This is a genomic window from Pseudomonas sp. G3-39 (genome assembly GCF_054790485.1).
Genome location: NZ_CP186497.1, coordinates 222,554 through 243,575 on the forward strand (window position 1 = coordinate 222,554; position 21,022 = coordinate 243,575).

At 58.0% G+C, this 21,022-nt stretch carries 28 protein-coding genes and 1 pseudogene; 4 read left to right on the plus strand and 25 right to left on the minus strand.

Annotation, left to right across the window (positions count from 1 at the left end; translation table 11 throughout):
• The 19 genes and pseudogenes from ACOYXG_RS00970 to ACOYXG_RS01060 form a co-directional block, all read right to left on the minus strand.
• Nucleotides 1-1,173 carry a phage tail sheath protein gene (locus tag ACOYXG_RS00970; protein WP_460355394.1) on the minus strand — a complete coding sequence of 391 codons (1,173 nt, stop codon included), beginning with the start codon at nucleotides 1,171-1,173 and terminating at the stop codon, nucleotides 1-3.
• Between the two features lie 132 nt (nucleotides 1,174-1,305).
• Nucleotides 1,306-1,731 (minus strand): phage tail assembly chaperone, encoded by a 426-nt coding sequence (locus tag ACOYXG_RS00975; protein ID WP_460355397.1) that lies wholly within the window; start codon nucleotides 1,729-1,731, stop codon nucleotides 1,306-1,308.
• A gap of 2 nt (nucleotides 1,732-1,733) precedes the next feature.
• Nucleotides 1,734-3,701: a phage tail protein gene (locus ACOYXG_RS00980; protein WP_460355400.1), complete on the minus strand. Its 1,968-nt coding sequence runs from the start codon at nucleotides 3,699-3,701 to the stop codon at nucleotides 1,734-1,736.
• A complete protein-coding gene (locus ACOYXG_RS00985) occupies nucleotides 3,694-4,308 on the minus strand; it encodes a phage tail protein I (protein WP_460355403.1) in 615 nt (204 codons plus the stop codon). Before ACOYXG_RS00985 ends, ACOYXG_RS00980 begins: the two co-directional genes overlap by 8 nt.
• Entirely contained in the window at nucleotides 4,305-5,219 is a 915-nt protein-coding gene (locus tag ACOYXG_RS00990; RefSeq protein ID WP_414904359.1) for a baseplate J/gp47 family protein, read from the minus strand. Before ACOYXG_RS00990 ends, ACOYXG_RS00985 begins: the two co-directional genes overlap by 4 nt.
• A complete protein-coding gene (locus ACOYXG_RS00995; RefSeq protein ID WP_460355407.1) occupies nucleotides 5,216-5,569 on the minus strand; it encodes a GPW/gp25 family protein in 354 nt (117 codons plus the stop codon). The genes ACOYXG_RS00990 and ACOYXG_RS00995 overlap by 4 nt, the downstream gene beginning before the upstream one ends.
• Nucleotides 5,566-6,111 carry a phage baseplate assembly protein V gene (locus ACOYXG_RS01000; protein ID WP_460355410.1) on the minus strand — a complete coding sequence of 182 codons (546 nt, stop codon included), beginning with the start codon at nucleotides 6,109-6,111 and terminating at the stop codon, nucleotides 5,566-5,568. The genes ACOYXG_RS00995 and ACOYXG_RS01000 overlap by 4 nt, the downstream gene beginning before the upstream one ends.
• 74 nt (nucleotides 6,112-6,185) lie before the next feature.
• Nucleotides 6,186-6,638, minus strand: a complete 453-nt coding sequence (locus ACOYXG_RS01005; RefSeq protein ID WP_460355413.1) for a phage virion morphogenesis protein — start codon at nucleotides 6,636-6,638, stop codon at nucleotides 6,186-6,188.
• Entirely contained in the window at nucleotides 6,635-7,117 is a 483-nt protein-coding gene (locus tag ACOYXG_RS01010; protein WP_460355415.1) for a phage tail protein, read from the minus strand. Before ACOYXG_RS01010 ends, ACOYXG_RS01005 begins: the two co-directional genes overlap by 4 nt.
• Nucleotides 7,114-7,380 (minus strand): Rz1-like lysis system protein LysC, encoded by a 267-nt coding sequence (lysC, locus tag ACOYXG_RS01015; RefSeq protein ID WP_460355417.1) that lies wholly within the window; start codon nucleotides 7,378-7,380, stop codon nucleotides 7,114-7,116. The genes ACOYXG_RS01010 and lysC overlap by 4 nt, the downstream gene beginning before the upstream one ends.
• Nucleotides 7,307-7,666, minus strand: a pseudogene (locus tag ACOYXG_RS01020) (Rz-like lysis system protein LysB); the annotation flags it as partial. The gene lysC and the pseudogene ACOYXG_RS01020, both read right to left, overlap by 74 nt.
• Nucleotides 7,663-7,869 carry a hypothetical protein gene (locus tag ACOYXG_RS01025; RefSeq protein WP_460355420.1) on the minus strand — a complete coding sequence of 69 codons (207 nt, stop codon included), beginning with the start codon at nucleotides 7,867-7,869 and terminating at the stop codon, nucleotides 7,663-7,665. The pseudogene ACOYXG_RS01020 and the gene ACOYXG_RS01025, both read right to left, overlap by 4 nt.
• Nucleotides 7,866-8,705 (minus strand): N-acetylmuramidase domain-containing protein, encoded by an 840-nt coding sequence (locus ACOYXG_RS01030; RefSeq protein ID WP_460355422.1) that lies wholly within the window; start codon nucleotides 8,703-8,705, stop codon nucleotides 7,866-7,868. The genes ACOYXG_RS01025 and ACOYXG_RS01030 overlap by 4 nt, the downstream gene beginning before the upstream one ends.
• Nucleotides 8,702-9,016 carry a phage holin, lambda family gene (locus ACOYXG_RS01035; RefSeq protein WP_222017203.1) on the minus strand — a complete coding sequence of 105 codons (315 nt, stop codon included), beginning with the start codon at nucleotides 9,014-9,016 and terminating at the stop codon, nucleotides 8,702-8,704. Before ACOYXG_RS01035 ends, ACOYXG_RS01030 begins: the two co-directional genes overlap by 4 nt.
• Nucleotides 9,017-9,078: 62 nt before the next feature.
• A complete protein-coding gene (locus tag ACOYXG_RS01040; protein WP_243241477.1) occupies nucleotides 9,079-9,291 on the minus strand; it encodes a tail protein X in 213 nt (70 codons plus the stop codon).
• A complete protein-coding gene (locus tag ACOYXG_RS01045; RefSeq protein WP_460355425.1) occupies nucleotides 9,291-9,755 on the minus strand; it encodes a head completion/stabilization protein in 465 nt (154 codons plus the stop codon). Before ACOYXG_RS01045 ends, ACOYXG_RS01040 begins: the two co-directional genes overlap by 1 nt.
• A 98-nt stretch (nucleotides 9,756-9,853) precedes the next feature.
• Nucleotides 9,854-10,558, minus strand: coding sequence for a phage terminase small subunit (locus ACOYXG_RS01050; protein WP_222019457.1), 705 nt, complete (start codon nucleotides 10,556-10,558; stop codon nucleotides 9,854-9,856).
• 2 nt (nucleotides 10,559-10,560) lie between these two features.
• Nucleotides 10,561-11,565 (minus strand): phage major capsid protein, P2 family, encoded by a 1,005-nt coding sequence (locus tag ACOYXG_RS01055; RefSeq protein WP_460355427.1) that lies wholly within the window; start codon nucleotides 11,563-11,565, stop codon nucleotides 10,561-10,563.
• Nucleotides 11,566-11,599: 34 nt separating this feature from the next.
• Nucleotides 11,600-12,430 carry a GPO family capsid scaffolding protein gene (locus ACOYXG_RS01060; protein WP_222017194.1) on the minus strand — a complete coding sequence of 277 codons (831 nt, stop codon included), beginning with the start codon at nucleotides 12,428-12,430 and terminating at the stop codon, nucleotides 11,600-11,602.
• A 157-nt stretch (nucleotides 12,431-12,587) separates the two neighbouring features.
• On the opposite strand from ACOYXG_RS01060, the gene ACOYXG_RS01065 reads away from it, so the two are divergent.
• The 3 genes from ACOYXG_RS01065 (at nucleotide 12,588) to ACOYXG_RS01075 (ending at nucleotide 16,227) form a co-directional block, all read left to right on the plus strand.
• The gene (locus ACOYXG_RS01065) at nucleotides 12,588-14,348 is read left to right on the plus strand and encodes a terminase ATPase subunit family protein (RefSeq protein ID WP_460355431.1); all 1,761 of its coding nucleotides are present in this window, start codon (nucleotides 12,588-12,590) and stop codon (nucleotides 14,346-14,348) included.
• On the plus strand, nucleotides 14,348-15,403 hold the full coding sequence (locus tag ACOYXG_RS01070) for a phage portal protein (RefSeq protein ID WP_460355434.1): 1,056 nt from the start codon (nucleotides 14,348-14,350) through the stop codon (nucleotides 15,401-15,403). Before ACOYXG_RS01065 ends, ACOYXG_RS01070 begins: the two co-directional genes overlap by 1 nt.
• Before the next feature lie 62 nt (nucleotides 15,404-15,465).
• Nucleotides 15,466-16,227 carry a DNA adenine methylase gene (locus tag ACOYXG_RS01075; RefSeq protein ID WP_222017188.1) on the plus strand — a complete coding sequence of 254 codons (762 nt, stop codon included), beginning with the start codon at nucleotides 15,466-15,468 and terminating at the stop codon, nucleotides 16,225-16,227.
• 50 nt (nucleotides 16,228-16,277) lie between these two features.
• Here the strand turns inward: ACOYXG_RS01075 and ACOYXG_RS01080 are convergent, their stop codons facing one another.
• From ACOYXG_RS01080 to ACOYXG_RS01090, 3 genes are read right to left on the minus strand one after another with little or no spacing between them, the layout of a single operon-like run.
• The gene (locus tag ACOYXG_RS01080) at nucleotides 16,278-17,171 is read right to left on the minus strand and encodes an alpha/beta hydrolase family protein (RefSeq protein WP_460355437.1); all 894 of its coding nucleotides are present in this window, start codon (nucleotides 17,169-17,171) and stop codon (nucleotides 16,278-16,280) included.
• Nucleotides 17,158-17,544 carry a hypothetical protein gene (locus ACOYXG_RS01085; RefSeq protein WP_460355440.1) on the minus strand — a complete coding sequence of 129 codons (387 nt, stop codon included), beginning with the start codon at nucleotides 17,542-17,544 and terminating at the stop codon, nucleotides 17,158-17,160. Before ACOYXG_RS01085 ends, ACOYXG_RS01080 begins: the two co-directional genes overlap by 14 nt.
• On the minus strand, nucleotides 17,513-18,541 hold the full coding sequence (locus tag ACOYXG_RS01090; protein ID WP_460355443.1) for a hypothetical protein: 1,029 nt from the start codon (nucleotides 18,539-18,541) through the stop codon (nucleotides 17,513-17,515). Before ACOYXG_RS01090 ends, ACOYXG_RS01085 begins: the two co-directional genes overlap by 32 nt.
• Nucleotides 18,542-18,816: 275 nt before the next feature.
• On the opposite strand from ACOYXG_RS01090, the gene ACOYXG_RS01095 reads away from it, so the two are divergent.
• Nucleotides 18,817-19,089, plus strand: a complete 273-nt coding sequence (locus ACOYXG_RS01095) for a hypothetical protein (protein ID WP_460355446.1) — start codon at nucleotides 18,817-18,819, stop codon at nucleotides 19,087-19,089.
• A gap of 51 nt (nucleotides 19,090-19,140) precedes the next feature.
• Here ACOYXG_RS01095 and ACOYXG_RS01100 read toward each other — a convergent pair whose 3' ends face one another.
• The 3 genes from ACOYXG_RS01100 to ACOYXG_RS01110 form a co-directional block, all read right to left on the minus strand.
• Nucleotides 19,141-19,380 (minus strand): DUF7706 family protein, encoded by a 240-nt coding sequence (locus ACOYXG_RS01100; RefSeq protein WP_460355449.1) that lies wholly within the window; start codon nucleotides 19,378-19,380, stop codon nucleotides 19,141-19,143.
• 80 nt (nucleotides 19,381-19,460) lie between these two features.
• Nucleotides 19,461-20,264 carry a BRO-N domain-containing protein gene (locus tag ACOYXG_RS01105; protein ID WP_460355452.1) on the minus strand — a complete coding sequence of 268 codons (804 nt, stop codon included), beginning with the start codon at nucleotides 20,262-20,264 and terminating at the stop codon, nucleotides 19,461-19,463.
• A gap of 286 nt (nucleotides 20,265-20,550) precedes the next feature.
• Nucleotides 20,551-20,709 carry a hypothetical protein gene (locus ACOYXG_RS01110; protein ID WP_222017179.1) on the minus strand — a complete coding sequence of 53 codons (159 nt, stop codon included), beginning with the start codon at nucleotides 20,707-20,709 and terminating at the stop codon, nucleotides 20,551-20,553.
• Nucleotides 20,710-21,022 lie beyond the last annotated feature (313 nt).

Consider the following 21,022-nt stretch of genomic DNA (forward strand, 5'->3'; position numbering starts at 1 on the left):
TCAGGCGTTTACGCGGCTTGCGAAGTCGACCAGGTAACGGTCGGTGATGCGCTGGCGAAGCCCCAAATTCTCCAGTGGCGGCACTGGCGTGTAGTCGTAATCGAGGTACAGCTTGCCGGCCTTGAGGGTGTCCTTGTCGTTGGCGGCTTCGTCGTACCAGCACTCGCCACCGATCAGGTAGCCAAGGCGTACCAGCTCGCGGAATTTCGCATTGATACCCTCGACAATGTCGCGTACCAGGCTCGGGTGCATCGGCTTATCGATCGCCCAGAATTGCCCCTCTGCCATGGTGTCAGCCAGCACCTGGGCGGTACGGGTGTAGTTTTCAAAGGCGAACAATGGGTCGTCGCTGCAGGTGCGCGAGCCCCAGAAGCGGAAACCGTCGCGACGAATCAGCGTGGTGACGTCCGCCGCGTTCAGTAGGCCCGCATCGGTAGCCGGATTCTGCAGATCCCAGTAGATATCGCGGCTCAGTCCGGACACGCCGTTAACGGCCACGTTGGACAGTGTTTTGTGCCAGCCCACCTGCTCATCGAGCTTGGCGCGCAGACCCAATGCGCGGGCGATCGCCGACGCCGGCGCATCGGCATTCAGGGTGGTGTCCCAGTTCACGAAGTCGGGCCAGATGGTCATCAGCTCGCGCGCGCCAAAGTTTTCTCGGTAGGCGGTGGCCTCGGAGACGGTGCTGCAATCCCAGGCGCTGGCATATGCGAAGCCGCGCAGCTTTTGTGCGGTGAGTACCAGTTCAGTTGCCACCGGCAACGAGTCCAGGCCAGGCACACCGAGGATGCGCGGCCGCACTCCCAGCTGCGCTTCTGCGGCCAACAGAGCTTTCATGCCCGTGTACTGACCACCGGCGGTTACACCACCAATCACGTTCGTAGTGGTCTGAGCGGCGTCCTGCCCTTCGGCAACACGAACGACGACGGTAACCGGGCTAGCCTGGTCAGCGATGGCGTCGAGACTTTTTGCAAGCGTGCCTTTCACACCAGCTTTGCCACTGGCGGTAAGTACGTCGGTCAACAGAACAGGTCGATTGAGTGGGAATGCCACCGGGTCCGCATCTTCGGCGGTGCAGACCATGCCGACGACGGCGGTTGCGACGGTACGGATTGGGCGGGAGCCCTCGTTAATCTCGAGGACGCGTACGCCGTGATGGTAATCGGTGGCCATGGGAAAGTGCCTGTGCAGTAGTTGAATGACACTGCACAGGCTGCCGCGCGCGTGCTAAATCCGCGAGAACAGAGGCTTGTAAGGCGAAGCCCCACAAAAGGATCTATTGAGCGCGGCCGATTGCAGGAGCGTTTAGATCTGATCGATTAGCCAAGGCGGCGCGATCGGGCGGTGATCGCTCAGCGGGAATTGCTCGCCTTGCGGCCAGTCGCGCAACAGGCGGCGATATCCTTGCAGCTCGGCATATTGCTCAGCGGTGACCGTGGTCGACCCGCCCTCCTCGATCTCGTCGCGATGGCGCGAAACCAAAGGATCGGTAGCCGCCAGCTGCCGGTCACGCCAAACACGCTCAGCGGCGGCCAGCACCTCAGCGCTAGGCGCCGGCCGCTCGACAAGGATAGGGCCGCCGAACTCGTCAGCAGCGACAACCATTCCGGCAGACTGACCCTCCAGAATCGCGCGACGCTGCTCATCGGAGACCTCGACCCCGTCATCAGGTACGCGACTGTTAATGGCGTCATCGTAAAAACCACACTCAGAAGCACTAAAAAAAATCATGATCAATACCCCCACGCGCGCCAAGTTACGAGTTGACTTACCGAGGTCTGAGGCCCCGTGTTTGCGTTGATAGCAATGGTGCTCAGGCTGGCACCGTTCTTTCTCGCGCCGGCAATCGCGAACTCACCACCAGAGATCGCCAATGAGTTGGACACTGACGCCATCGCCCCGAGAATTGCCGCAGGGAATGCGATGGGCAGCGTAATGTACGACTCAGTGTTGTCATTGATCGTAACGGTACCCCACTGCTCGATCAGACCCGACGGATACCGTTGATAGCCATTGGCAAAAAGCCCGGCGAGTCCAGAACCGCCAACGGCCAGCCAGTTCAAACCCGTGGAGATAAATTCACTCGCAACGGCGTTCCCCAGAACGACGCTGGACGAAACAATCGCATTGCCATTAGGCCCGGCAAAGTTGCCGTTTATCGACCTTACAGTGCAGGTGGCCGTGGCTGACGCTTGAATGTAAAAGCGGCTCCCAGCAGGCAACAGCGACGCATCAGGCAGCGTAAGAGTAATTACCGGGGCGTTGGCATAGACGTACTTGCCGACATCGGCAGCCGTCAAAACCGTATTTGCTGAGTAGGTCACGTAACCGGCCAAACTACCCGCCGCACGCTGCACAAACTCGGTAGTCGCCAATGACTTGCTGCTGTCGAATTGCGGCTGCGTCTCCCAATGCGCCCCCCGCAAAATCGGCGAATACTTCAGCGCACCGTCTCCGCCCTCTAGCGCCCAACCGAGGCCATTATTCAAGCGACGGAAAGCCGATATTGTCGATTGAGGCTGCGTGAAAGGCCCCAAGGCGCCATTGATCGCAATTAACGATTGCGCGCTTTTCGCCTTGAAGGTAGCCCCATTCAGCCCTGCGAGAACCGTAATGACAGACCCCTGTGGAACCATGCTCGCGTCCGGCAGGGTAATTGTTGACCCCGACCCGCCAACCGACACCAGCCGCCCGACATCGGACGGCGTCAAATCAACGCTCCCGGGGTACGTCACCAGATCCGCATAGCTGCCCAGCGCTCGCTGGACGAATTCAGTAGTCGCCAATGCTTTGCTGCTGTCGAACTGAGCCGGAGTGTTCGCTGTAGGGTTGATCAGCGCCGGCGAATTGATCGGCGCAAAGCCTTGCGTGACGTTCTGAAACGTCAGCGCCGTCGTCCCTAGCACGATCGCGCCGTCTGTAATCAGTTGCCATCGGGTGTCCGCCTGGGCGGCTCCCTGCTCAACCGATACCAAAAGCGCAGATGTCACTTCCGCATTGCTGTCAGCATCCGCCGTCCTCGCCCACGCACCCGCCGCCGCGACGTACAGACCATTGTCCTTTGCCACGGTCTGGTTTTTCACCAGCACCCGATCACCAGCCGCTAACACAACACCGTCGATTGTCTGCAAGCCCGTCAACGCGATGGTGGCCGTGGTAGCCGCCCGCACTGACTGTTTGCTATCGAGCTTGTAAAGCTCCTCCATGATCCGTTGCTCGACAAACTCACGAGTAGCCAGCACCACGGCCGGGTCAATCTTGAGTGTGATGTTGCCCGTGTTGCTGACCACGAAGTTCATCCGCACCACTTGCGTGCGACCGGAGCCTTGCGACAGCAGCGGCTTGAAGCTCGGCGCACAGTTAGCCACCGCCACCAGATCCCCGTCCGCGTCGTAGAGGCCGATTTCGCGAATCCAATTACCGCCCTCGTCGGCCGGAATGATTTGCTCGGCGATGATCACCGCCGGGTTCACCGGGTCAACGCGAAGCTGATTCAACGGCTTGCGGCGCCACTCCTTGAGCAACTTGGTCTGAGTGGCCGACGGGATTGGATTCGGCGGGTCGGCCAACCCGCCTGGGTTCGCATCACCCACCCCCATTTCGGTGATCTTCCAGGCAATGCCGAGCGCGTCGGCGTTCGCCTGCTTGGCCATCCCCACGTTCGTGAGGATCGCGAAAAACTGCGAATTCGCATCAATCATAATAAACGTCCAGAGTGTCTATGGTGTGTTCGCGACCGACCACGCCGAAGTTGCCAGTGACTTCAATGTCACGCAGGACGGGCGGGTAAACGTCGATTTCGTCGCCTTCGTAGAGGGACACGGCGATATTCAAGTCGCCTTGTGACTCCAAGCTGATCGCCAGCCCGGTCAGGTGCCGACTGACGGGCTTGGCGTCGTCAATCAGGCGCTCAAGCTCCTGATACATTTCTTCGGTGATGCCGGTGTCGAGAACGCCGACCTTCAACGCGAAGGTGCCCGGCACGCCTTCAGGCACGGTCTTGAACCACTCGACAATCTCGATCAAATACCCCAGCGGCTCGACTACGCGTCTCAGAGCTCCGATCGTTCCTTTGCGAGAGTGGATGAAGTAAGAGCCTTTGATGACCTGCCGCTTCGTGGCTTCTGACCACTCGCTATCCCAGCGGTCGACCGAAAATGCCCAAGCCAGATAGGGCAGCATAAGGACCGGACACCGATCGGGATTCAGCAAATCCCTGATCGGTACCGGCACCCGCTCGATCTGGGCCAGTGCCTCGGCCGCCAGTTGCTCGAGCGGCTGTGCGTTCGGCGGCAGCAGGACCGTCATGTCAGTGCACCGATGGTGACGCTATACCTGGTGCAAAACGCGGCCTCGGCCTCACTGGGGGTGATATCTGCCCAGTCGTGCAGCACCACTTTTCGCACGCCCTCGACGTGAAGTGCAGCGTGAATAGCTGACTCGGAGATCTCCACGCCGAGGCGCCGGCGCTGGTTGATGAACGTGACCAGGCGCGCTTGCGCCGCTTCGCGTATGGGCTCCGCTTCTGGCCCCGTCGTGGCGAGATAGAGAACGGCGTCGACCTGGTAGGGCAGCACAGTTGCCGACTGCACCGTGAGCCGATCGGCGACCGGACGACGGTCATCGTCGCTGAGGTATTGGCTGACGATGTTCAGTAACGCCTGGTCGACGCTTCCATCTCCGGTCAAGCCTTGAACAGTGACGACCACCACCGCCGGCGACGGGCTCTCCGCCGTCGCATCGGCGATGCGGCCGTCTGCGCTGCGGGCGTGCAGGATGTAGCTGTTGCGAGGGCCAGCCGTGGAAAGGCCTTCCCATGCCATCTGCGCACGTTCACGCAATGATTCATCCGATTCCATCACTGCGACGATCGGCGGAATAGCGGCACTGTTACCCGGGGTCACAACCAAGCGTTCGACGTTGACATTGGCTGCGAGCTGCTCGAGGTCTTTGCCCTTGGCTTTGGCCAGCATGTTGGCCAGCGATGCTTCGTTCACGCGTTGACGCAGCAGCATTTCGCGATAGGCGTTCTCCTGCAGGAGCTTTGTCAGAGGTTCCGACTCTAGGGCCAATGTGGCGGCGATTTCGGCTTGCTGTTCTACCGGCCAGAGGCTGACCGCGTACGCCTTGCGTTCGGCGAGGATTTGCTCGTAATCGATCTGCTCGACGACGTCCGGATCCGGAAGCTGGGCCAGGTCGATGGGAGTGAAAGTTTTCATGCTGTTGCTCCCAAGCTCAGCGGAACGCGAAGGCTCAATGGTTCATTCGTGTCCACCAGGCTGCCCTCGATATCGAGCATCGCCTGGCCAGCGATATCGCCGAGCGTGAGCTGGACACGACTCAAGCGTATCCGCGGCTCCCAGCGCATGAGCGCGATGGTGGTCGCCGCATACGCCTGCAGGCGGGTTGCGTTGTTAAGCGGCCAATCAATCAGGTCGGCAAGCTGGCTGCCGTATTCACGCCGCATAACGCGCGTGCCGATGGGGGTAGTCAGAATGTCGGCGATCGATTGCACCAGGTGATTGTTCCCAACGACGCTGCGGCCGTTCTTGCTGTTCATGCCGATCATGGGACAGGCCCCTGTGAGGTGCCGTTACCTGCCTGAACGCCAGATGTGCGGTGATTCACCAGGCTGATTTTCTGGGCGCCCGCGACGACGTCCACAGTGACGGTCACCAGGCCATCAATCACGACATCACCGGTGACATGTACGCCACCTGGTGCAATGAGATTGGCTTTGCCGCCCCCAGGCAGCGTGGCGGTCAGCGTGTGGCTAGCGGTGTCATAGTCGACAATCGCCCCGTCGCGGTACTTGCGCCGGCGTCGAGTTGGCACGTTGTCTGGAGCCGGGAAGCGATCGCTGTACAGACCGAAAATGACAAAACCGTGAGCCGGGTTGCCTGATGGCGAAAGCACCAGGCACTGCTCGTCCACGCAGGGCGGATCCCAGTCGCTATCCTCGCCGGCACGCAGGGCGAAGAACGGCAGCCAGTCGGTAAGCAGGCCGCCGGTTTTCACACGGCAACGCGGTTTTCCCGGATCGAGCTCGGCGATAGTGCCGGCACGGATCAGGTTTTCGAGGCGTCGGGTCAGTTCAGTAAGAGAGTCCATGCCGCCGATGTTGCAGGTCGCGCGTGCGAGGTGCATCGACGGTGGGCTGTAAGGCGTGTTTGTACAGGGGAGAGTTAGCCAGCGAGGTGGTCGATGAGCAGGTTTCGGATGTTCTCCAGCTCGTCGCCGCTGAATCCCAGTAACTGGCGTTTTTCGTACTGCACGTCCGCTTGGCCGCGTTCTGGTCGGTCCTTGAGGCCGTACTGGTGAACCCGAGCTATGCGACTCACCCGGCCAACGAATCCTACAGACATACCATTTGCTGTGCTTTCGGTGCGCAGGTAGCGGGCTGTCTTCAATTTGGCGAACATTTTCCCCTTGATCCGACCCTTCTTCCCCCGCAGGTCTTTCGGTTTGCGCGGCGCGAACGCGGAGCCGTCCGGATTGCGCTGTGTCGTGATGCGCTTCGACTGGCTACGGCGCAAGTCCCGGGCGACAGCACCGAGCAGCTTGCGGCGTTCGCCCTCATCGAGTTTCGCGAGCAATGCTGCGACCCAAGTTTCCAAGACCTGCAGGTCGTTGCTCATGGCGACTCCCACCGTGTAATGAACTCGCCGTCGGCGGTCCATAACTCGAGCCCGGGCATGGTGAACGGATCGTCGTCGACCACAGGCTCTGGCGGATGGCTGACGACCAGTTTGCCGTCGTCTTGGCGCTTGACGATAACCCGCTCGGTGAGCGGCAACTTGATCGACAGGTCGACTTTGCTGTTGTCCAAGACATCTGCCTCGAAAGCGACGGCGGTTTTGCTGCGCTCGACGTTTTCCATCAGCTCACGCTGATTCACCAGGATCCATGCGAACAGCGGAATGGCGATCGCATCGGGGTGGCCAGCGTAATCCGTGAAAATCAGATTCAGCGTGTAGCTGTATTCGAATGACAGGCCAAAGGCAGCGGTACTGCGCATGGTGCCGTTGTCGATGAACACCATCAGGCGGTCGGGGTTTTTCTTTAATTCCGGTACCGAGGCAAGCAGGTGAGCGCGTAGCGACTCTGGTTTATTCATGGTTTACGCGCCTGTGCCTGCTGATACTGGTAGACCATGTCTACTTGGGCAGCACATTGGGCCCAATCATTCTCGATCAGCTCTTGGTCGTTGAGCAGGGCTCCATTCTTTTCCGGTTTGGTCGCCGACAGGGTACAGGGCACCACGGCCGGACAGCCATTCGCGATAAGCTGCAGCTCCGGTGATGGCGGGGCGCTCGCGCATCCGGCGAGCAGCGTCAGGCAGATGCTGGTCAGCCCACAGGCGAAGGTCGGCATTCTCATATTTCAAGTCCTCGATCATTCGTTGACGGGCGGTCAGCCCTTGGCGCAGTTGGTCTTGCGCGCTGCGCAACATGGCCTGAACGGCCCGCTCTTCTTGCAGGGAGGTCTGGAGTTGAGCGGCCGTCTCCTCGCTTCGCGTCGCTCGATCGCGGGCGGTCGAGGCCGCTTGATCGGCCAGATCAGCCTTCATATCGGCGACCTCGATCCGCTTCGACTGGCCCCAGATAAGAAGTGCGATCGAGGCGAGCAAGGCGAACCCGTAGAGCGCCTGGCGCAACGTGCTCATGCGCGGTACCAGCCTGCGGCGTTCATCTCCGCTAGCGAGAGCCGCTGTAAGTCGCCCCGGAATACCATGGCTTTGACGCCGGGGGCCGCGACAGCGATCGCCTCTGCCAAGGCTTTCACCAGATCGATTGGAGTATCTTCGGGTACGACGAAAAGATCGCCATCGGCGGGTCTGAATTTTCGGATTTGCTCTTGATCAATCATGACGCCTCCGGCACAGGATAGCCTTCAGCGTGACGCTGATAGGCACGCTCCAGCTTGATGTCGTACAAATTGCGGGCGAAGTTGGGGCCGTTATAGGCTTTTGCGAACGCTGCCCATTTTTTACCCTTCAGCGACTTCAGCAGCGCGGGATCCGCTTCGATAAAGCGCACGAACGCTTCGAATTGCTCATTTTCGTCGCGGGCCATTCGATCGGCAAAATCCGTCACGCTCGTGTAGCCGAGGCGCTCAGCGTGATAGCCCATCACTTGGAAAGCGCCCCAGCTAGCCGACTCCAATGCGCAAAGGTCATCGATCAATCGAGCGTTGGCCAAGCGCTGGTGCTCAGCCGTGCCGCCCGCATAACCACCGGGTATTGGGTTGACCAGGCTGGGCTGCTCAGCTGCCAATTGATCGGCGTGGGCCTTCAGCTCGGCTGCGTCATCACCTGGCAGGCGAGGCGTGCCCAGCTGGCGATACATGATGTGGCGTTCGAAAAGAATCTTCGGCTTGCCGTTGTCCAGGAAACCGCTGCCCTGGCTCTCAACTTCGTTGACGGCCATGATCGCGGCGAGCTCAACGCCCAGACGTGCGGCGGCGCTCACCAACAAGGCGTGCTGCAGCAGGTTCGAACAATCCGCGCCGGCCAATGCCAAGGCGGTTTTCGAGCCCGCGATACCATCAATTACCAAGCCAACTTTTCGTTGGTAATCACGCACCGCCGACTCGGTGGCATCACCGAAGTCGCCGTCTGGATTCAAACTAGCGCCGTGTAAGTTGAGGCGCTGCTGCAGCGTGCGAACCGCTTGCCCGCGATCGCCGTGGCGCAAAGTACTCATAGCTGGTCCACCTTGCGGTTAAAAAACTGCTTGGCGAGTGCGCGAGTTCCCTCAACGCCGAGCAACCCGATCACGCCGCCGAAGAACGGCCCGGTTGTCGCGGGGATGCCCAGCAGAAAAAGACCGTGGCTTGCCGAAAGCGCGAGCGTGCCGCACAGAGGTGCTTCAAGCAGAACTCGGCGCCAGGTACCGCCGCCATAAATGATCCGCAGGGCAGCGATCACGCAGGCGAGTCCGCCTGAGTAAATGGCTGGCCAGTTCAGTTCGAGCCAGGCAGCTAACCAGGCCCATGTATCCGGTTTGTCAGGCATGCGCGTGATTCCGCTGTCCAAGGTTGAAGGTGAGGGTACGTCTGTTTGGTTGGTTCGGTGGCTCAATCCCATAGGTTCACCATTTGCAGTTCCGGGGCTTGGGGCGCGATATCCGGTAGCGACACCAAGGTGCCGTGAGGAATGATCGTGCCGAGATCCGAAAGTCCAGGGTTTGCCTCGAGCACCGCCTCCGTGATGCCGGCGGTGCGGCCGTAGATTCGCCAGCAAATGGCGTCGACGGTGTCGCCCTGAGCGGCATACACGGAGGTCGCCATCAGATGAGCTCCACTGTTGAATGCCCGACGCCCAGCAGGTCGCGGATGGCGAAACGGGCGTCACGCCGGTACTCATCGACAGAAGGCGTAAGTTCGTCGGCGTTCTTGTTGCCTTCGACGCTGGTGTCGTAGCTGCGATAGCGCTCAGCCAGTTCAGCGCCGACGCTGCAATAAATGGAGCGGCGGTACAGGTGGACGAAGTGGCTTTCGCCATTGACTTCGAAAGCTGGCACCGCCGCGATTGTGGTTTGTCCGTTGGCCAGATGATTTGCCCTCACCTCGGCCAGTTCGCCATTCACCTGAATCAAAGCGTTGACGGTGACGACTTCAATCCGCGCGTCAGTGATGCTGCCATCAAGACGGATGGATTCGCGTAAGTGGACGACATCGATGTCAGGCCAGAATCCATCATTGGTAATGACGAATGGCTCGTCGTTGTTGCCGGTGGCAATAAATCCGCTCATGGTTCAGCCCTAAGTCGGCGGTGGCCGGGGCGTCACAGCAAGGAAAGGAGAAACCTGCTGTTCAGCCCCGGGCCGCCGGGGTTGCGGGGTACGCTCTTTCAGCTCCCTGATGGAGGAGCAATCTTTTTCAGGAGGCGCTCAGCGCCTTCCAGATCCTTTTTGCCGCCGCAGCTGCCGTTGAGCTCGATGGCGCGTTTCAGCAGTTCGATACCGGCCATTACCTGACCGGGTTGGCCCGGGTTATCAGCGGTGAGCCCCGCCACCGTGGCGCGTCCCGTAGCCAAGTACAGCTTTGCGCGGACTTCGTCTGGCATGTCCTGCTCCGCTGTCAGCTCCATGGTGCGGTGCAAAACAGCCAGGTCGAATCCGCCGCTGGCTTTCTGAGAGATCAGCGCGCCTTCGGCGATTTCCTCGGCCACCAGGCAGCCGGTAGTCCGCTCGAAGCGATCGGGCATCAGCAGGTTGTGCTGCAACACATACGCTGCGATATCGAGCGCACCGGTGTAATCACCAGCGTCGATGCGCCAGATCATGATGGTGGTGAGTACTTCGTCCTGGGCGCCGTTGCCGGCAGCGAGAACCCCGTCGACGTAAGGCACGTACTCCGGCAGGAGCTGCAACTTCAGCGCGGCTTTGCCTTCGTTCGACTGGATTTGCTTGAGGCGCAGACGGTGCTGAAGCAGCTGCGCCAGCTGCATTTCATAGGCCGTCCCGCCCGCCATCGAAACAGCGGGCGACGCAGCGGCAGCCTCTTGCGAGGCAAGCGCTTTCAGCCGGTGACGTTGGGCGAGCGAGAGGGCCATAGTCATGCGGCCTCTTCGATGTTTTCGACCAGGGCGCCGAGACCGAAGTCCTCGATCACATAGTCCTCGTTCGACGACTGATAGTCAGCGATGCGATCGCGCTCCGGCTCGTCCCGGGTCATACGGCGACGGCTGCTGATCTGGAAGTAGATCGAGAGGTTTTTCAGCGTGGTGATCATGATGCCGCCGTCGATGAAGAAAGGAGCATCTTCGATCGGCAGGCCGCCCAGCGTGCCGTTGGCGAGGATCCGCGCAGCTGCCAGTTCATTTTCGTTGTCTGCAGCGCCTTCGATGTTGGCCAGGAACTTCGCGTGCAACAGGTTGCGGTCGACCAGGACTACCAGATCCGGACGCTTGCGGTGCCATGGGTCGAGCAGCTGGATAGCGTCGTACACCAGACCATCGAGGGTCTTGTAATCGCCGTTCGGGCCGATGGTGACCTTGCCAGCAACCTTGCCGCTGTTGAGCACGCGTTCAGGAGCCTTGGTGCGGTACTTCTCCAGCCAACCGACGTTCACGTCCTGTAGCAGCTGATTGGTCGCGCGATCGGTCGTCGTCGCCGCACTGGTGCCGTTGAAGCCGATCATGATGCGGTCGAGGGCTTGGCGCTCGACGATCGCACCGGACAGGCGAGCCTGAAAGTCTGGGAATTTCGCCCAGGCATCGAGCAACGCATACGGAATCGCGGTATCGAAGTCAGTCTTCTTGCAGCTGTACGTGTCGTTTTTGAGCGATCCGACGCCGCGAGGATTGCGGGCAGCCTGGTTGGTGTCGGTCCGGCCGGCGATGGTCGAGCCGACGCCCAAAACGATGGCTTCACCGTCTTTTTCGTCGACGCCCAGCACGTTGATCTTTTTCAGGAAAGCGCTGGATTCCTGAATGGCCGTTTCCAGCTTCTGCTGCACCGACGGGGTGACGGTGAATTTCTCCGCCACGGATCCGACAGAGTTGATCGCCGCGATCTGTTTGGTGAAGCCGTTGAAGGCAAGGCGTGTTTCGTTACGCATGGTGTTCTCCTGGGGAGCTTGTAGGGGCCGGTGATCAGTAGGCGGTCAGCACAGCGCCGTCGCCGCCGGTCGCGGGAGGGCGTTGGGTTTGGCTGTGGTCTTGGGTACCGCCCAGGCGCTTGACCAGTTCGTTGAGGTCATTGCTGAGCTTGTCGACGCTGGTCTTCAGGTCTGCGGAGAATTTCTTCTCGGCCGCCAGTTGGTCTGGCAGATCTTTGACGTGCTCGGCGACAGCTTCGACGGCCTGGCTGATTTGGGCGAACTCGCCGTCGTCCTTGGCCTGTTTGCCGGAGAGCAACGCTTGCACCTTGCTGAACAGCTGGGCGCCTAAACCGGGCTTGTCTTCGATTTCTTCGAAAGTGAGTTCGGTTTCCACCGCCTCGGTGAACATCGAGGTCGCGGAGTAGTGGCGGTCTTTGAATGGGCTGGATTCAGGTTTTTGAGCTGAGAACGCAAGTACGTCGGTGCCGAGACTGGCCGGCGAATCGGTTACAGCGAGACCGACGATGTACGCCTCGCCGGTGTCGGAAAAGCTGTCGTCGATTTCGATGGACGTGTAAATCTTCTGCTTCGCCTTGTTCAGGGCGATCAGATCCGCCGTCGGTTCGATTTGGGCAAAAAGGGCCAGTTTGGTCTGGCCGTTGATCTCGACCTCTTCAGCCTTGACTGCTGTCACGTCACCGTAGGCTTTGAACGGGCCATCTGGCAGCAAGCTGCGGAAATGCTCCAGCCAGATCCGAGCGCCGTAGGTAGTGGGGTTGAAGTTTTTGGCAGCCTGTTCCAGCCAGCTGCGTTTGATGGTGCGCTTGTCCGAGGTAGCGCCCTCAACGGCGACACGGAACCAGTTGCTGCGAAATTTCTTCATGTCGGGTATCCCTCAAAGCTGTGCTGCTGGGTGCAGTTACGTTGAGGTACATCCTCGGCAGTCGCGCGATCACGGGCAATCGACGCCAGTTGTAGGCCCGTGCGCTACATGGCACATCGCTACGCCTTCACGCGCGCGAGGCGTCAGCATCGCCGCCATGACTACAGCCGCAGCCACTCCCATCCGCGATAACCGCCGTCAGGCCAAGTTCCTCTACTGGACCGGCCTGCGGATCTGCGCGATCGCAGAAATGCTGGATGAAAAGGAAAAGACCGTTCATGCGTGGAAAACGCGCGACGAGTGGGATCGGGCAGATAACGTGGAGCGCATCGGAGGTGCGCTGGAAGCGAGGCTGGTGCAACTGATCCTCAAGGACGGCAAGACCGGCGGCGACTTCAAGGAAATCGACCTGCTGCACCGTCAACTTGAACGGCAGGCGCGGATCGAGCGCTACAAGTCTGGTGGCACCGACACCGACCTCAACCCCAATCTGGCCAAACGCAACGACGGCCCGAAGAAGAAAGCGGCTCGCAACGAATTCAGCGAAGACCAGATCGAGCTGCTCACTGAGGCATTTAAAGACGGCTGCTTTGGCTATCAGCTGGACTGGTACCGGGCGAGTAATCAGCGCACCAGGGCGATCCTAAAAAGCCGGCAGATCGGTGCCACCTACTACTTTGCTCGCGAGGCGTTCATTGACGCCCTGGTCACCGGGCGAAACCAGATTTTCTTGTCTGCGTCGAAGAACCAGGCGCACATCTTCAAGGCCTACATCCAAGGGTTTGCCCGCGAAGTTTGCGGTGTCGAGCTCACCGGCGATCCGATCATTCTGGCGAACGGCGCCGAGCTGCATTTCCTCGGTACCAACGCCCGAACCGCTCAGGGTTACCACGGTAATTTCTACTTCGACGAGTTCTTCTGGACGTTCAAATTCAACGAGCTGAACAAGGTCGCCAGCGGCATGGCGATGCAGAAGCAATACCGGCGCACCTACTTTTCCACGCCATCGAGCATGGCGCATGAGGCCTACACGTTCTGGACCGGTGAACGCTTCAACAAGGGCAAGCCGGTCGCCCAGCGGTTGAAACTAGACGTGTCGCACGACGCGCTGCAGCAGGGCCGACTCTGCGAGGACAGGATCTGGCGCCAGATCGTCACCATCTTGGATGCGGAGCAGCGCGGCTGCGACCTGTTTGACCTTGAAGAGCTACGCCTCGAGTACAACGCGGACGCCTTTGCCAACCTGTTGATGTGCCAGTTCGTCGACGACGGGGCGAGCATATTCCCGCTCAACGTTCTGCAGCCTTGCATGGTCGACAGCTGGGTCGAATGGTCCGAGGACTACAAACCCTTCGCCGCGCGGCCGTTCGCCGATCGGCAGGTTTGGATTGGTTACGATCCGGCGGAAACCGGTGATAGCTCCGGCCTGGTGGTCGTGGCCCCGCCAACCGTGCCCGGTGGGAAGTTCCGGGTGCTCGAGCGCCACCAATTCCGTGGGATGGACTTCGCCGCCCAGGCCGAGGCGATCCGCTTGGTCACGATGCGCTACTGGGTGACATACATCGGCATCGACATCACGGGCATGGGCTCTGGCGTGGCCCAGCTGGTGCGCCAATTCTTCCCCAACGTGACGACGTTCAGCTATTCCCCCGAGGTCAAGACGCGCCTGGTGCTCAAGGCCTACGACGTGATTCACAGAGGGCGCTTGGAGTTCGACGCCGGCTGGATCGACATGGCGCAGTCGCTCATGGCGATCCGCAAGACCATCACGGCCAGCGGCCGGCAATTCACCTACACGGCAGGCCGAACCGACGAGACCGGGCACGCGGATCTCGCATGGGCTCTTTTCCACGCACTGCAGAACGAACCGCTTGAGGGCCAAACCTCAACGAATACCGGCTTCATGGAGATTTATTGATGAGCAACAGCGGCAGCGAAACCACGCAATCGTCCACTTCAGCCCCGGCTGCGGCCGAGGGACAGCTGCTGCCGGCAACGGGCGGCAAGATGGAGGCCTTCACCTTCGGAGACCCTACGCCGGTGCTCGATGAGCGGGGGATTCTGGACTACTTGGAGTGCTGGCTGAACGGTCGTTGGTACGAGCCGCCAATGTCGCTAGATGGGCTGGCCAAGTCCTCCCGGGCCAGCGTGTTCTTGCAGTCGGGTTTGAATTTCAAGCGCAACATGCTCGCCCGCACCTTCATCCCCCATGAATTGCTGTCGCGGCAGACTTTCGAGCAGTTCGCCCTGGACTTCCTCTGGTGTGGCAATGGCTACCTGGAAAAGCGCGAGAACATGCTGCGCGGCACGCTCGGCCTGCAGCCTGCTTTGGGCAAATACATGCGACGTGGCGAGGATCTCGAAACGTACTACCAGGTACGCGGGTGGCGCGATGAGCATGAATTCAAGCGCGGTACGGTTTATCACCAGCGTGAGGCGGACATCAATCAGGAGATTTACGGCCTTCCGGAGTGGTTGCCGGCTCTGCAGAGCGCACTGCTCAACGAGTCCGCAACCTTGTTCCGACGCAAGTACTACAACAATGGCAGTCATGCCGGTTTCATCATGTACATGACCGACACCGCGCAGAACGAAACCGACGTAGGCGCCTTGCGCGCTGCGCTCAAATCCGCCAAAGGGCCTGGCAATTTCCGAAACCTGTTCATGTACGCACCAGGCGGCAAAAAAGACGGCATTCAGTTGATCCCCGTCAGCGAGGTGGCGGCGAAGGATGAGTTCGGCTCGATCAAGAACATAAGCCGCGACGACATGCTCGCGGCGTTACGCATTCCCCCCCAACTGATGGGCATCGTGCCGCAGAACGCAGGTGGCTTCGGCTCGATCAAAGAGGCCGCGCAGATCTGGGCGATGAATGAGCTCGAGCCTATCCAGGCACGCCTGCAGCAGGTCAATGAATGGTTGGGCGAGGAGGTTATTCGCTGGAGGCCGTTGGAGCCTGTTTCCGACAAATGATCAGCCCGGGCGGCTGCTCATTGAAGCTGCCGCCCATTTTCAATCCGAAGTAAGGACCACCAATGTCTGCACCGATTTTCCCTTGGATGGGCGGTAAGCGCCGTATGGCGAAACACATCCTGCCGGAGTTTCCAGATCATGATTGCTACGTTGAGCCGTTCTGCGGCGGCGCGGCCTTGTTTTTTATGAAGGAGCCCAGCCGCGTGGAGGTGATCAACGACTTCGACGGCGAGGTGGTGAATCTCTATCGGGTCGTTGCGAATCACCTGGAAGAGTTCGTGCGCCAGTTCAAATGGGCACTGGTGAGCCGCACGATGTTCGCATGGGCGAAAGAGCAGGCGCCGCGCACGCTGACCGATATCCAGCGCGCAGCGCGCTTTTTCTATCTGCAGAACCTGTGTTTTGGCGGCAAGGCGAAAGGCCGGTCTTTCGGGACCGCGACCACTTCGGCGCCGAGGCTGAATTTGCTGCGTATCGAAGAGAAGCTCAGCGACGCCCATCTGCGCCTGGCGCGAACCACTGTTGAGCACCTGGATTGGAAGGAGTGCATCCGCCGGTACGATCGGAACCACACGCTGTTTTATCTGGATCCGCCGTATTGGGAAACCGCTGGATATGACGCTGGGGATTTTGGTTTTGAACAGTTCGAAGCCATGGCGGATCTGGCGCGATCAATCCGGGGGAAGATGGTGATATCGGTGGGTGACCATCCGAAAATTCGCGAGGTATTTGCGGGGTTGCGCCTGAAGGAGGTGCCGTTCCGACATACCGTAGGTGGTAGCGGCGGCATTGAGGTTAACGAGCTGGTTTATTTCAACTGGTGAGAAGTATCTAGCGCTAGTACGTCAAACGCGCTTGGCGTGCTAGCGCTCAATCATGCGTTATTAAATAAGAAATACAACACCATCGCTACGATCAATATAACAACAATCGCTGCTATACCAGTATTCTGATGTGCCGCGAACAGCGTGGTAAAACCGGTTTTTGGCCGGTTGGTATCGGCTTCCCACTCGGATGGAACAATTTCGTCGAATTCAAATAACGGGCGCCAATACTTCCTTATATGCAATCCATCATTTTCAAAGAATTCGCTATGGGAATAATTAAAATACCTGTCTGTAACAGTCGCGCTCTTAAATCCTACGCGTCCGGTACTACCATATCCCCATGTAGAGCAGCTGGCTATTAGTGGCCAAATATCTCTCACGCCTACATCATTGATGATTGAGCTTTTCTGCATATTTTGAGCGTTGCGATCCCACGGATAACTTCGTTTAATAAGACATCCGCTTAGCACAATTTTTTCAAACTTAATATCTGGATGGTCTTCCAGAATTCGACTTACTACATAAGTTCCGAAGCTGTGAGCGATTACAGAAATCTTAGCCAATGGTTCTTCGCTTTTCAGTCTTCTGATGTCTCGCACGATTTTATTAACTGGCCCTTTACGGAATGGACCAGCTAATTGCAGACCGGTTACTACGTCATATCCCAAATCATGCACTTGCAAGTTTTCAACGCCGTGAAACTCTCGTTGAACATCCCGCTGCCAAGCGCCATCCGTTCGGATGCCATGGATAAGAACGAGTATCCTTGAATTGGGGCTGTCGACAATACCGCTACGCTTATTATCGACCAATGCATCGAACAATACTTGATGTTCTTTTGGGATTGTCGATCGTAGTAAGCCGAATACTTCTTTTCGTTCTTTAGGGTCAGTCGCGTTCCACAGTTTTTCAACTAACTGTATGACTTCAGTGGAGTTCATCTTTCGCCACGCTGTACATGGTTTCTAGATCATCATCACTGACCTCCATCTCAACGCCTCTCAGAGGATCGAAGACAAAAGAAGGGCAATCGTACCAGCTTTCCACCTGCAGGATTTCAGGGCCGAGTGGTGACCTGATCACTAAGCGACGCTCCATGATTCCGGCTTGCACCAAAAGTGTCGCCACTTTCGCGAAGCGAGCGGAGCTTCCTGCTTGAGATATATCAAATAGGCGATTGATGTTCATAGTCACATCATAGACTCTTGCGCCGCTGGCTCTTTCGATATCTTCAAAGTGCTCAGCTACCCTAACGAGAGCATCTGCAATTTGCGGATTTTCTTCAATTAAGGGAGAGAATCTTTTCGATAACATAAGAATATTCCCCAGGCGTGCAAGTTGCGGTTATTGCAAACTCGTTCCGCTCGCCGCTCAAATAAACGTGTATTTGCCGACTAGCATCATCTGGCATTATAAACCAAATATTAGAACCCGTCACAAAACCTTTTTCTGCCATGAAGCTTTTCATTGCGGCGGACGAGCCTCCGTCATCTGAAAGATTTTTAGACAGGTTCGATGCAGCAAGGTTCATGGATACACCGAAATCATTCATAGCAGTGGTTGTGCTATAACGGATTATCCCAGCAAAATCTTCCTGCTTGTTATATAAGGTCTCTTTAGCTTTGCTTAAGGAGACTGGTTCAAACAGGTTGATAGGTACGAATTTTAGTATCTTGGCAATCATTGCGGATAATTGCTCATGATATTTTGTTGATGTATCTCTTGAGGCAATTCTTACTTGTAAGAGGCCGTCGCGGTTTAAGTGAGCGATACTTATTGCTCTCTTTTTTGTTATTTGATAGGTCTTGGTTCTTCGGTTCGTTGCAGGATCCAAGCTATCTTCTACCAGCTTGCTGCTCTCGCGAGTTTCGCAGATTTTAACTGTCAACGAGACTGGCCCCGCGCCGTTGGGGGCCTCGTCTAGTCTTATGTCTACTATCTCGGGAGATTCAGGCATTTCGAGATGGAGAGGAACGGTCATTCGCTCTAACACCTCTAACTCCGCAGCAATCGACTCCACTCGAGCCCTGCCCAGTATCTTCTGTGCATCTGCGGAGGAGCACTTGAAGAGAAAGATGTGCTGTTTGCCATACTCTTCTACTTGCCGCAGGAGTGCAGACAAGTCTTCGATCGTCAGCTTCTTCGACTCTAACGCCGGCAAAACTCTTTGGATGTAAAGCTCATCCCAGTTCGGTGCGGTGATGGGGACTTTTCGATCCCGCAAAAACTCACGAACAACCTCGAGGCTGCTTGCCTCTCTGATCAACCCAAACACGATTTTAGCTTGTTTCTGTTCAGCAGGGCTAAGCACTAGCTCACTCCATATCTGGAAAACTTCTGAGAGGCCGTCAACGTATGGCCGACTTCGTTTTACAGAGATGGACCGGTCGCCCGAAAGCGTCCTCGCCTGGCTCGCGTGTAGATGCCGCTTCCCTGCCTCTGAATTTTGGCCTTTAACACGAATGAACACAATGCCAGCATTGGGATTATCTTCATTTGAGTGCCACGCCCTGCTCAACGGCAGTTGCGCGCTTGACCTCCGCTCTCCGAGAATACTGTTTGTGCATACAGTATGGTCGTTTCCTTATGGCTCGCGAGCTTCCCCCTTTCAAACCGGTGACACAGGCCGAGCTGCGCTACATTTGGGTGTCCCATCCCGAATGCCGACGGTTGGTCCTCGAGGTCGAGCGGTACCGCCGTGTCATTGCGAAGATCGATGGCCTGTACAAGGTCACCCACCAGTCGTGGCGGGATAATCTAGGCGGCAACCTCACGGCGCTACATCTGCTGCAACAGATAATGACTGAAGAGCGCGGACGCTTACCGGCGCAGGTCGACGATGCAGATTCCACCCAATAAAAAGGCTCCCATTCTTCCGGTGGGAGCCTCATAAGCTTTATGCCGAGCCTATCAGAGCGGATCGAAGCCGGAGCGTGAAAGGACGTTCTGCAGCTTATCGACGGCTTGCTTTACCAGGTGGGCCTCATCTTCGTTTACCGCGTGGCTGTTGAACTCAAACCAGCCGACGCGTTTCACGAAGTGAGCGAGCGCAGTCGTCTCAGCCTCCGACAAAAACTCGCTTTCATAAGCACCCGCTGGGGTGGCAATGGTCAGGGTTATTGGATCGCTGTTGCTTTGTGTCTCGTTCATTTTCGGTGTCCCACCTATAAAGGTAGAGAAGCTATCGCCCTTACCGTCTGCTTACCAAGACGGTAAGGGCTGCCGTCAGTTCACGGGGCTTGGATCTGGGCGACCTTCTTGAACACCCAGCATTTGGTGGTGGTTTTTCGAATGATGCTATCCACCGCCTTTTGCCCCAAAAACTGTGGCGCGGTGCAGCGCTTCAACGCGTTGGTGACGTCGGTACCGAGGATGGTCTGGATGCCGTGTGCAGCGAACAGCTCAGCAAGGTGAGGCATGTTCAGCGCGATCAGTTGCGAGTCCTTGGAGTGATTGTAGACAATGCCTTTGCTGTCCAGCTGCAGCAGCGCGGCCCAGAAATCAGCAACAATGTCGGCCTGGGGAGGCTCAACGCTGCCGATGGTTTCCAGATCCGGTACCGGCAAACCCATTGCGGTGGACAGCTTCGTGATCTCGATACCGAGCAAATCACGCACTGTCCGATTGCGGGTGCGCATCAACTCCTTCACCAGCCCAAGACGATGCTTCGACATGCTGATCTGCTGATTGACCGTGAGCTTCTCGCTGAGCGAATAGCTGCCGGTTTTTCGCAGCGATGGGAGCACGTCATGAGTGACCCAGCGTTTGAACCGTTTCGCTTGAGGTTTTCTGCTTGAGAGCACCAGGCTGTATAAGCCTGCCTCATTGATCATCACCACCTGCTGTGGTCCACCAAGGGTGCGCACATTGCGCGTACCCTTTTCGTCGTCATCCAGCCGACTGTATGCGTCGCTTGGGTTCGCAATTTCGAGGACACGACAGACGTCCGTTGCTACGAACCAGGTTTCGCCATCCTCGCCGGTATCAATGCGAACGGGGAGGGTTTCAAACTCAAATATAGATGGCATCGACATTGCGTTTCTCACTATGCGGTTGCCGGCTTCAAGCCGCCAAAGAGTGGGCCAAGGGTATCGGTACTACCGATACCCTTTAACGATTCAGATCCGGCGATGGTTGTTGTTGGCGGAGCGAATGACGCTGTCCAAGTCAGCGCAGATCCGGTCCAAGAAGCCAGCCAGCATTTGCGGCGTGTACAGGCCGGCGTGGTCGGCCTGCTGAGCGAGCGCATGCACAGGGCAAGCGAATCCCGCACCCGTTCCCAATCAAACAGATCGTCGTCAGAGAGGCAGTAGGGCTTTCTCATACGGCATCCCCGTGCGTTTCAAGAACGCGCACCTGGTGCATGTGATGGTTGTAGCGCTTGAGGCGAGTAGCGAGGGAGGAGTTAGCGTGCAACGCGGCGAGAGCCATGCGGCGATGGGCAAGTGCGCGGATTCTGGACGGAATGAGGGCGGTCATAGTGAAGCTCCTTTTGCTGACAGGAGCTGCCACGTTCGTTACCAAGCGAATGGGTGGCAGCTGTACGCAGGTTGGTAAACCGGGGCAAAAGGAACCCGGCAGGCCCGAAGACCTCCCACGCACAGCCGCCATAACACGGAACTGCGGGCACAAAAAAAGCGCCTGCAGTTGTGAAGATGGGCGCTGTTGCGCCTTTTGCATGTCGGGTTACCAAGCCCGGTCGCTGAATTTGCAGCGACGACCGCACTGTACGCCTCTCAATGTCCGGGGATCAAGTGTCCCCGGACAATATTTCATATCACTGTACGCTGCA

Excerpts from the sequence above, each read along its gene's own strand:
- ACOYXG_RS00970 (WP_460355394.1), bottom strand. The coding sequence starts at position 1,173 with ATGGCCACCGATTACCATCACGGCGTACGCGTCCTCGAGATTAACGAG.
- ACOYXG_RS00975 (WP_460355397.1), bottom strand. The coding sequence starts at position 1,731 with ATGATTTTTTTTAGTGCTTCTGAGTGTGGTTTTTACGATGACGCCATT.
- ACOYXG_RS00980 (WP_460355400.1), bottom strand. The coding sequence starts at position 3,701 with ATGATTGATGCGAATTCGCAGTTTTTCGCGATCCTCACGAACGTGGGG.
- ACOYXG_RS00985 (WP_460355403.1), bottom strand. The coding sequence starts at position 4,308 with ATGACGGTCCTGCTGCCGCCGAACGCACAGCCGCTCGAGCAACTGGCG.
- ACOYXG_RS00990 (WP_414904359.1), bottom strand. The coding sequence starts at position 5,219 with ATGAAAACTTTCACTCCCATCGACCTGGCCCAGCTTCCGGATCCGGAC.
- ACOYXG_RS00995 (WP_460355407.1), bottom strand. The coding sequence starts at position 5,569 with ATGATCGGCATGAACAGCAAGAACGGCCGCAGCGTCGTTGGGAACAAT.
- ACOYXG_RS01000 (WP_460355410.1), bottom strand. The coding sequence starts at position 6,111 with ATGGACTCTCTTACTGAACTGACCCGACGCCTCGAAAACCTGATCCGT.
- ACOYXG_RS01005 (WP_460355413.1), bottom strand. The coding sequence starts at position 6,638 with ATGAGCAACGACCTGCAGGTCTTGGAAACTTGGGTCGCAGCATTGCTC.
- ACOYXG_RS01010 (WP_460355415.1), bottom strand. The coding sequence starts at position 7,117 with ATGAATAAACCAGAGTCGCTACGCGCTCACCTGCTTGCCTCGGTACCG.
- lysC (WP_460355417.1), bottom strand. The coding sequence starts at position 7,380 with ATGAGAATGCCGACCTTCGCCTGTGGGCTGACCAGCATCTGCCTGACG.
- ACOYXG_RS01025 (WP_460355420.1), bottom strand. The coding sequence starts at position 7,869 with ATGATTGATCAAGAGCAAATCCGAAAATTCAGACCCGCCGATGGCGAT.
- ACOYXG_RS01030 (WP_460355422.1), bottom strand. The coding sequence starts at position 8,705 with ATGAGTACTTTGCGCCACGGCGATCGCGGGCAAGCGGTTCGCACGCTG.
- ACOYXG_RS01035 (WP_222017203.1), bottom strand. The coding sequence starts at position 9,016 with ATGCCTGACAAACCGGATACATGGGCCTGGTTAGCTGCCTGGCTCGAA.
- ACOYXG_RS01040 (WP_243241477.1), bottom strand. The coding sequence starts at position 9,291 with ATGGCGACCTCCGTGTATGCCGCTCAGGGCGACACCGTCGACGCCATT.
- ACOYXG_RS01045 (WP_460355425.1), bottom strand. The coding sequence starts at position 9,755 with ATGAGCGGATTTATTGCCACCGGCAACAACGACGAGCCATTCGTCATT.
- ACOYXG_RS01050 (WP_222019457.1), bottom strand. The coding sequence starts at position 10,558 with ATGGCCCTCTCGCTCGCCCAACGTCACCGGCTGAAAGCGCTTGCCTCG.
- ACOYXG_RS01055 (WP_460355427.1), bottom strand. The coding sequence starts at position 11,565 with ATGCGTAACGAAACACGCCTTGCCTTCAACGGCTTCACCAAACAGATC.
- ACOYXG_RS01060 (WP_222017194.1), bottom strand. The coding sequence starts at position 12,430 with ATGAAGAAATTTCGCAGCAACTGGTTCCGTGTCGCCGTTGAGGGCGCT.
- ACOYXG_RS01065 (WP_460355431.1), top strand. The coding sequence starts at position 12,588 with ATGACTACAGCCGCAGCCACTCCCATCCGCGATAACCGCCGTCAGGCC.
- ACOYXG_RS01070 (WP_460355434.1), top strand. The coding sequence starts at position 14,348 with ATGAGCAACAGCGGCAGCGAAACCACGCAATCGTCCACTTCAGCCCCG.
- ACOYXG_RS01075 (WP_222017188.1), top strand. The coding sequence starts at position 15,466 with ATGTCTGCACCGATTTTCCCTTGGATGGGCGGTAAGCGCCGTATGGCG.
- ACOYXG_RS01080 (WP_460355437.1), bottom strand. The coding sequence starts at position 17,171 with ATGAACTCCACTGAAGTCATACAGTTAGTTGAAAAACTGTGGAACGCG.
- ACOYXG_RS01085 (WP_460355440.1), bottom strand. The coding sequence starts at position 17,544 with ATGTTATCGAAAAGATTCTCTCCCTTAATTGAAGAAAATCCGCAAATT.
- ACOYXG_RS01095 (WP_460355446.1), top strand. The coding sequence starts at position 18,817 with ATGGCTCGCGAGCTTCCCCCTTTCAAACCGGTGACACAGGCCGAGCTG.
- ACOYXG_RS01100 (WP_460355449.1), bottom strand. The coding sequence starts at position 19,380 with ATGAACGAGACACAAAGCAACAGCGATCCAATAACCCTGACCATTGCC.
- ACOYXG_RS01105 (WP_460355452.1), bottom strand. The coding sequence starts at position 20,264 with ATGTCGATGCCATCTATATTTGAGTTTGAAACCCTCCCCGTTCGCATT.
- ACOYXG_RS01110 (WP_222017179.1), bottom strand. The coding sequence starts at position 20,709 with ATGACCGCCCTCATTCCGTCCAGAATCCGCGCACTTGCCCATCGCCGC.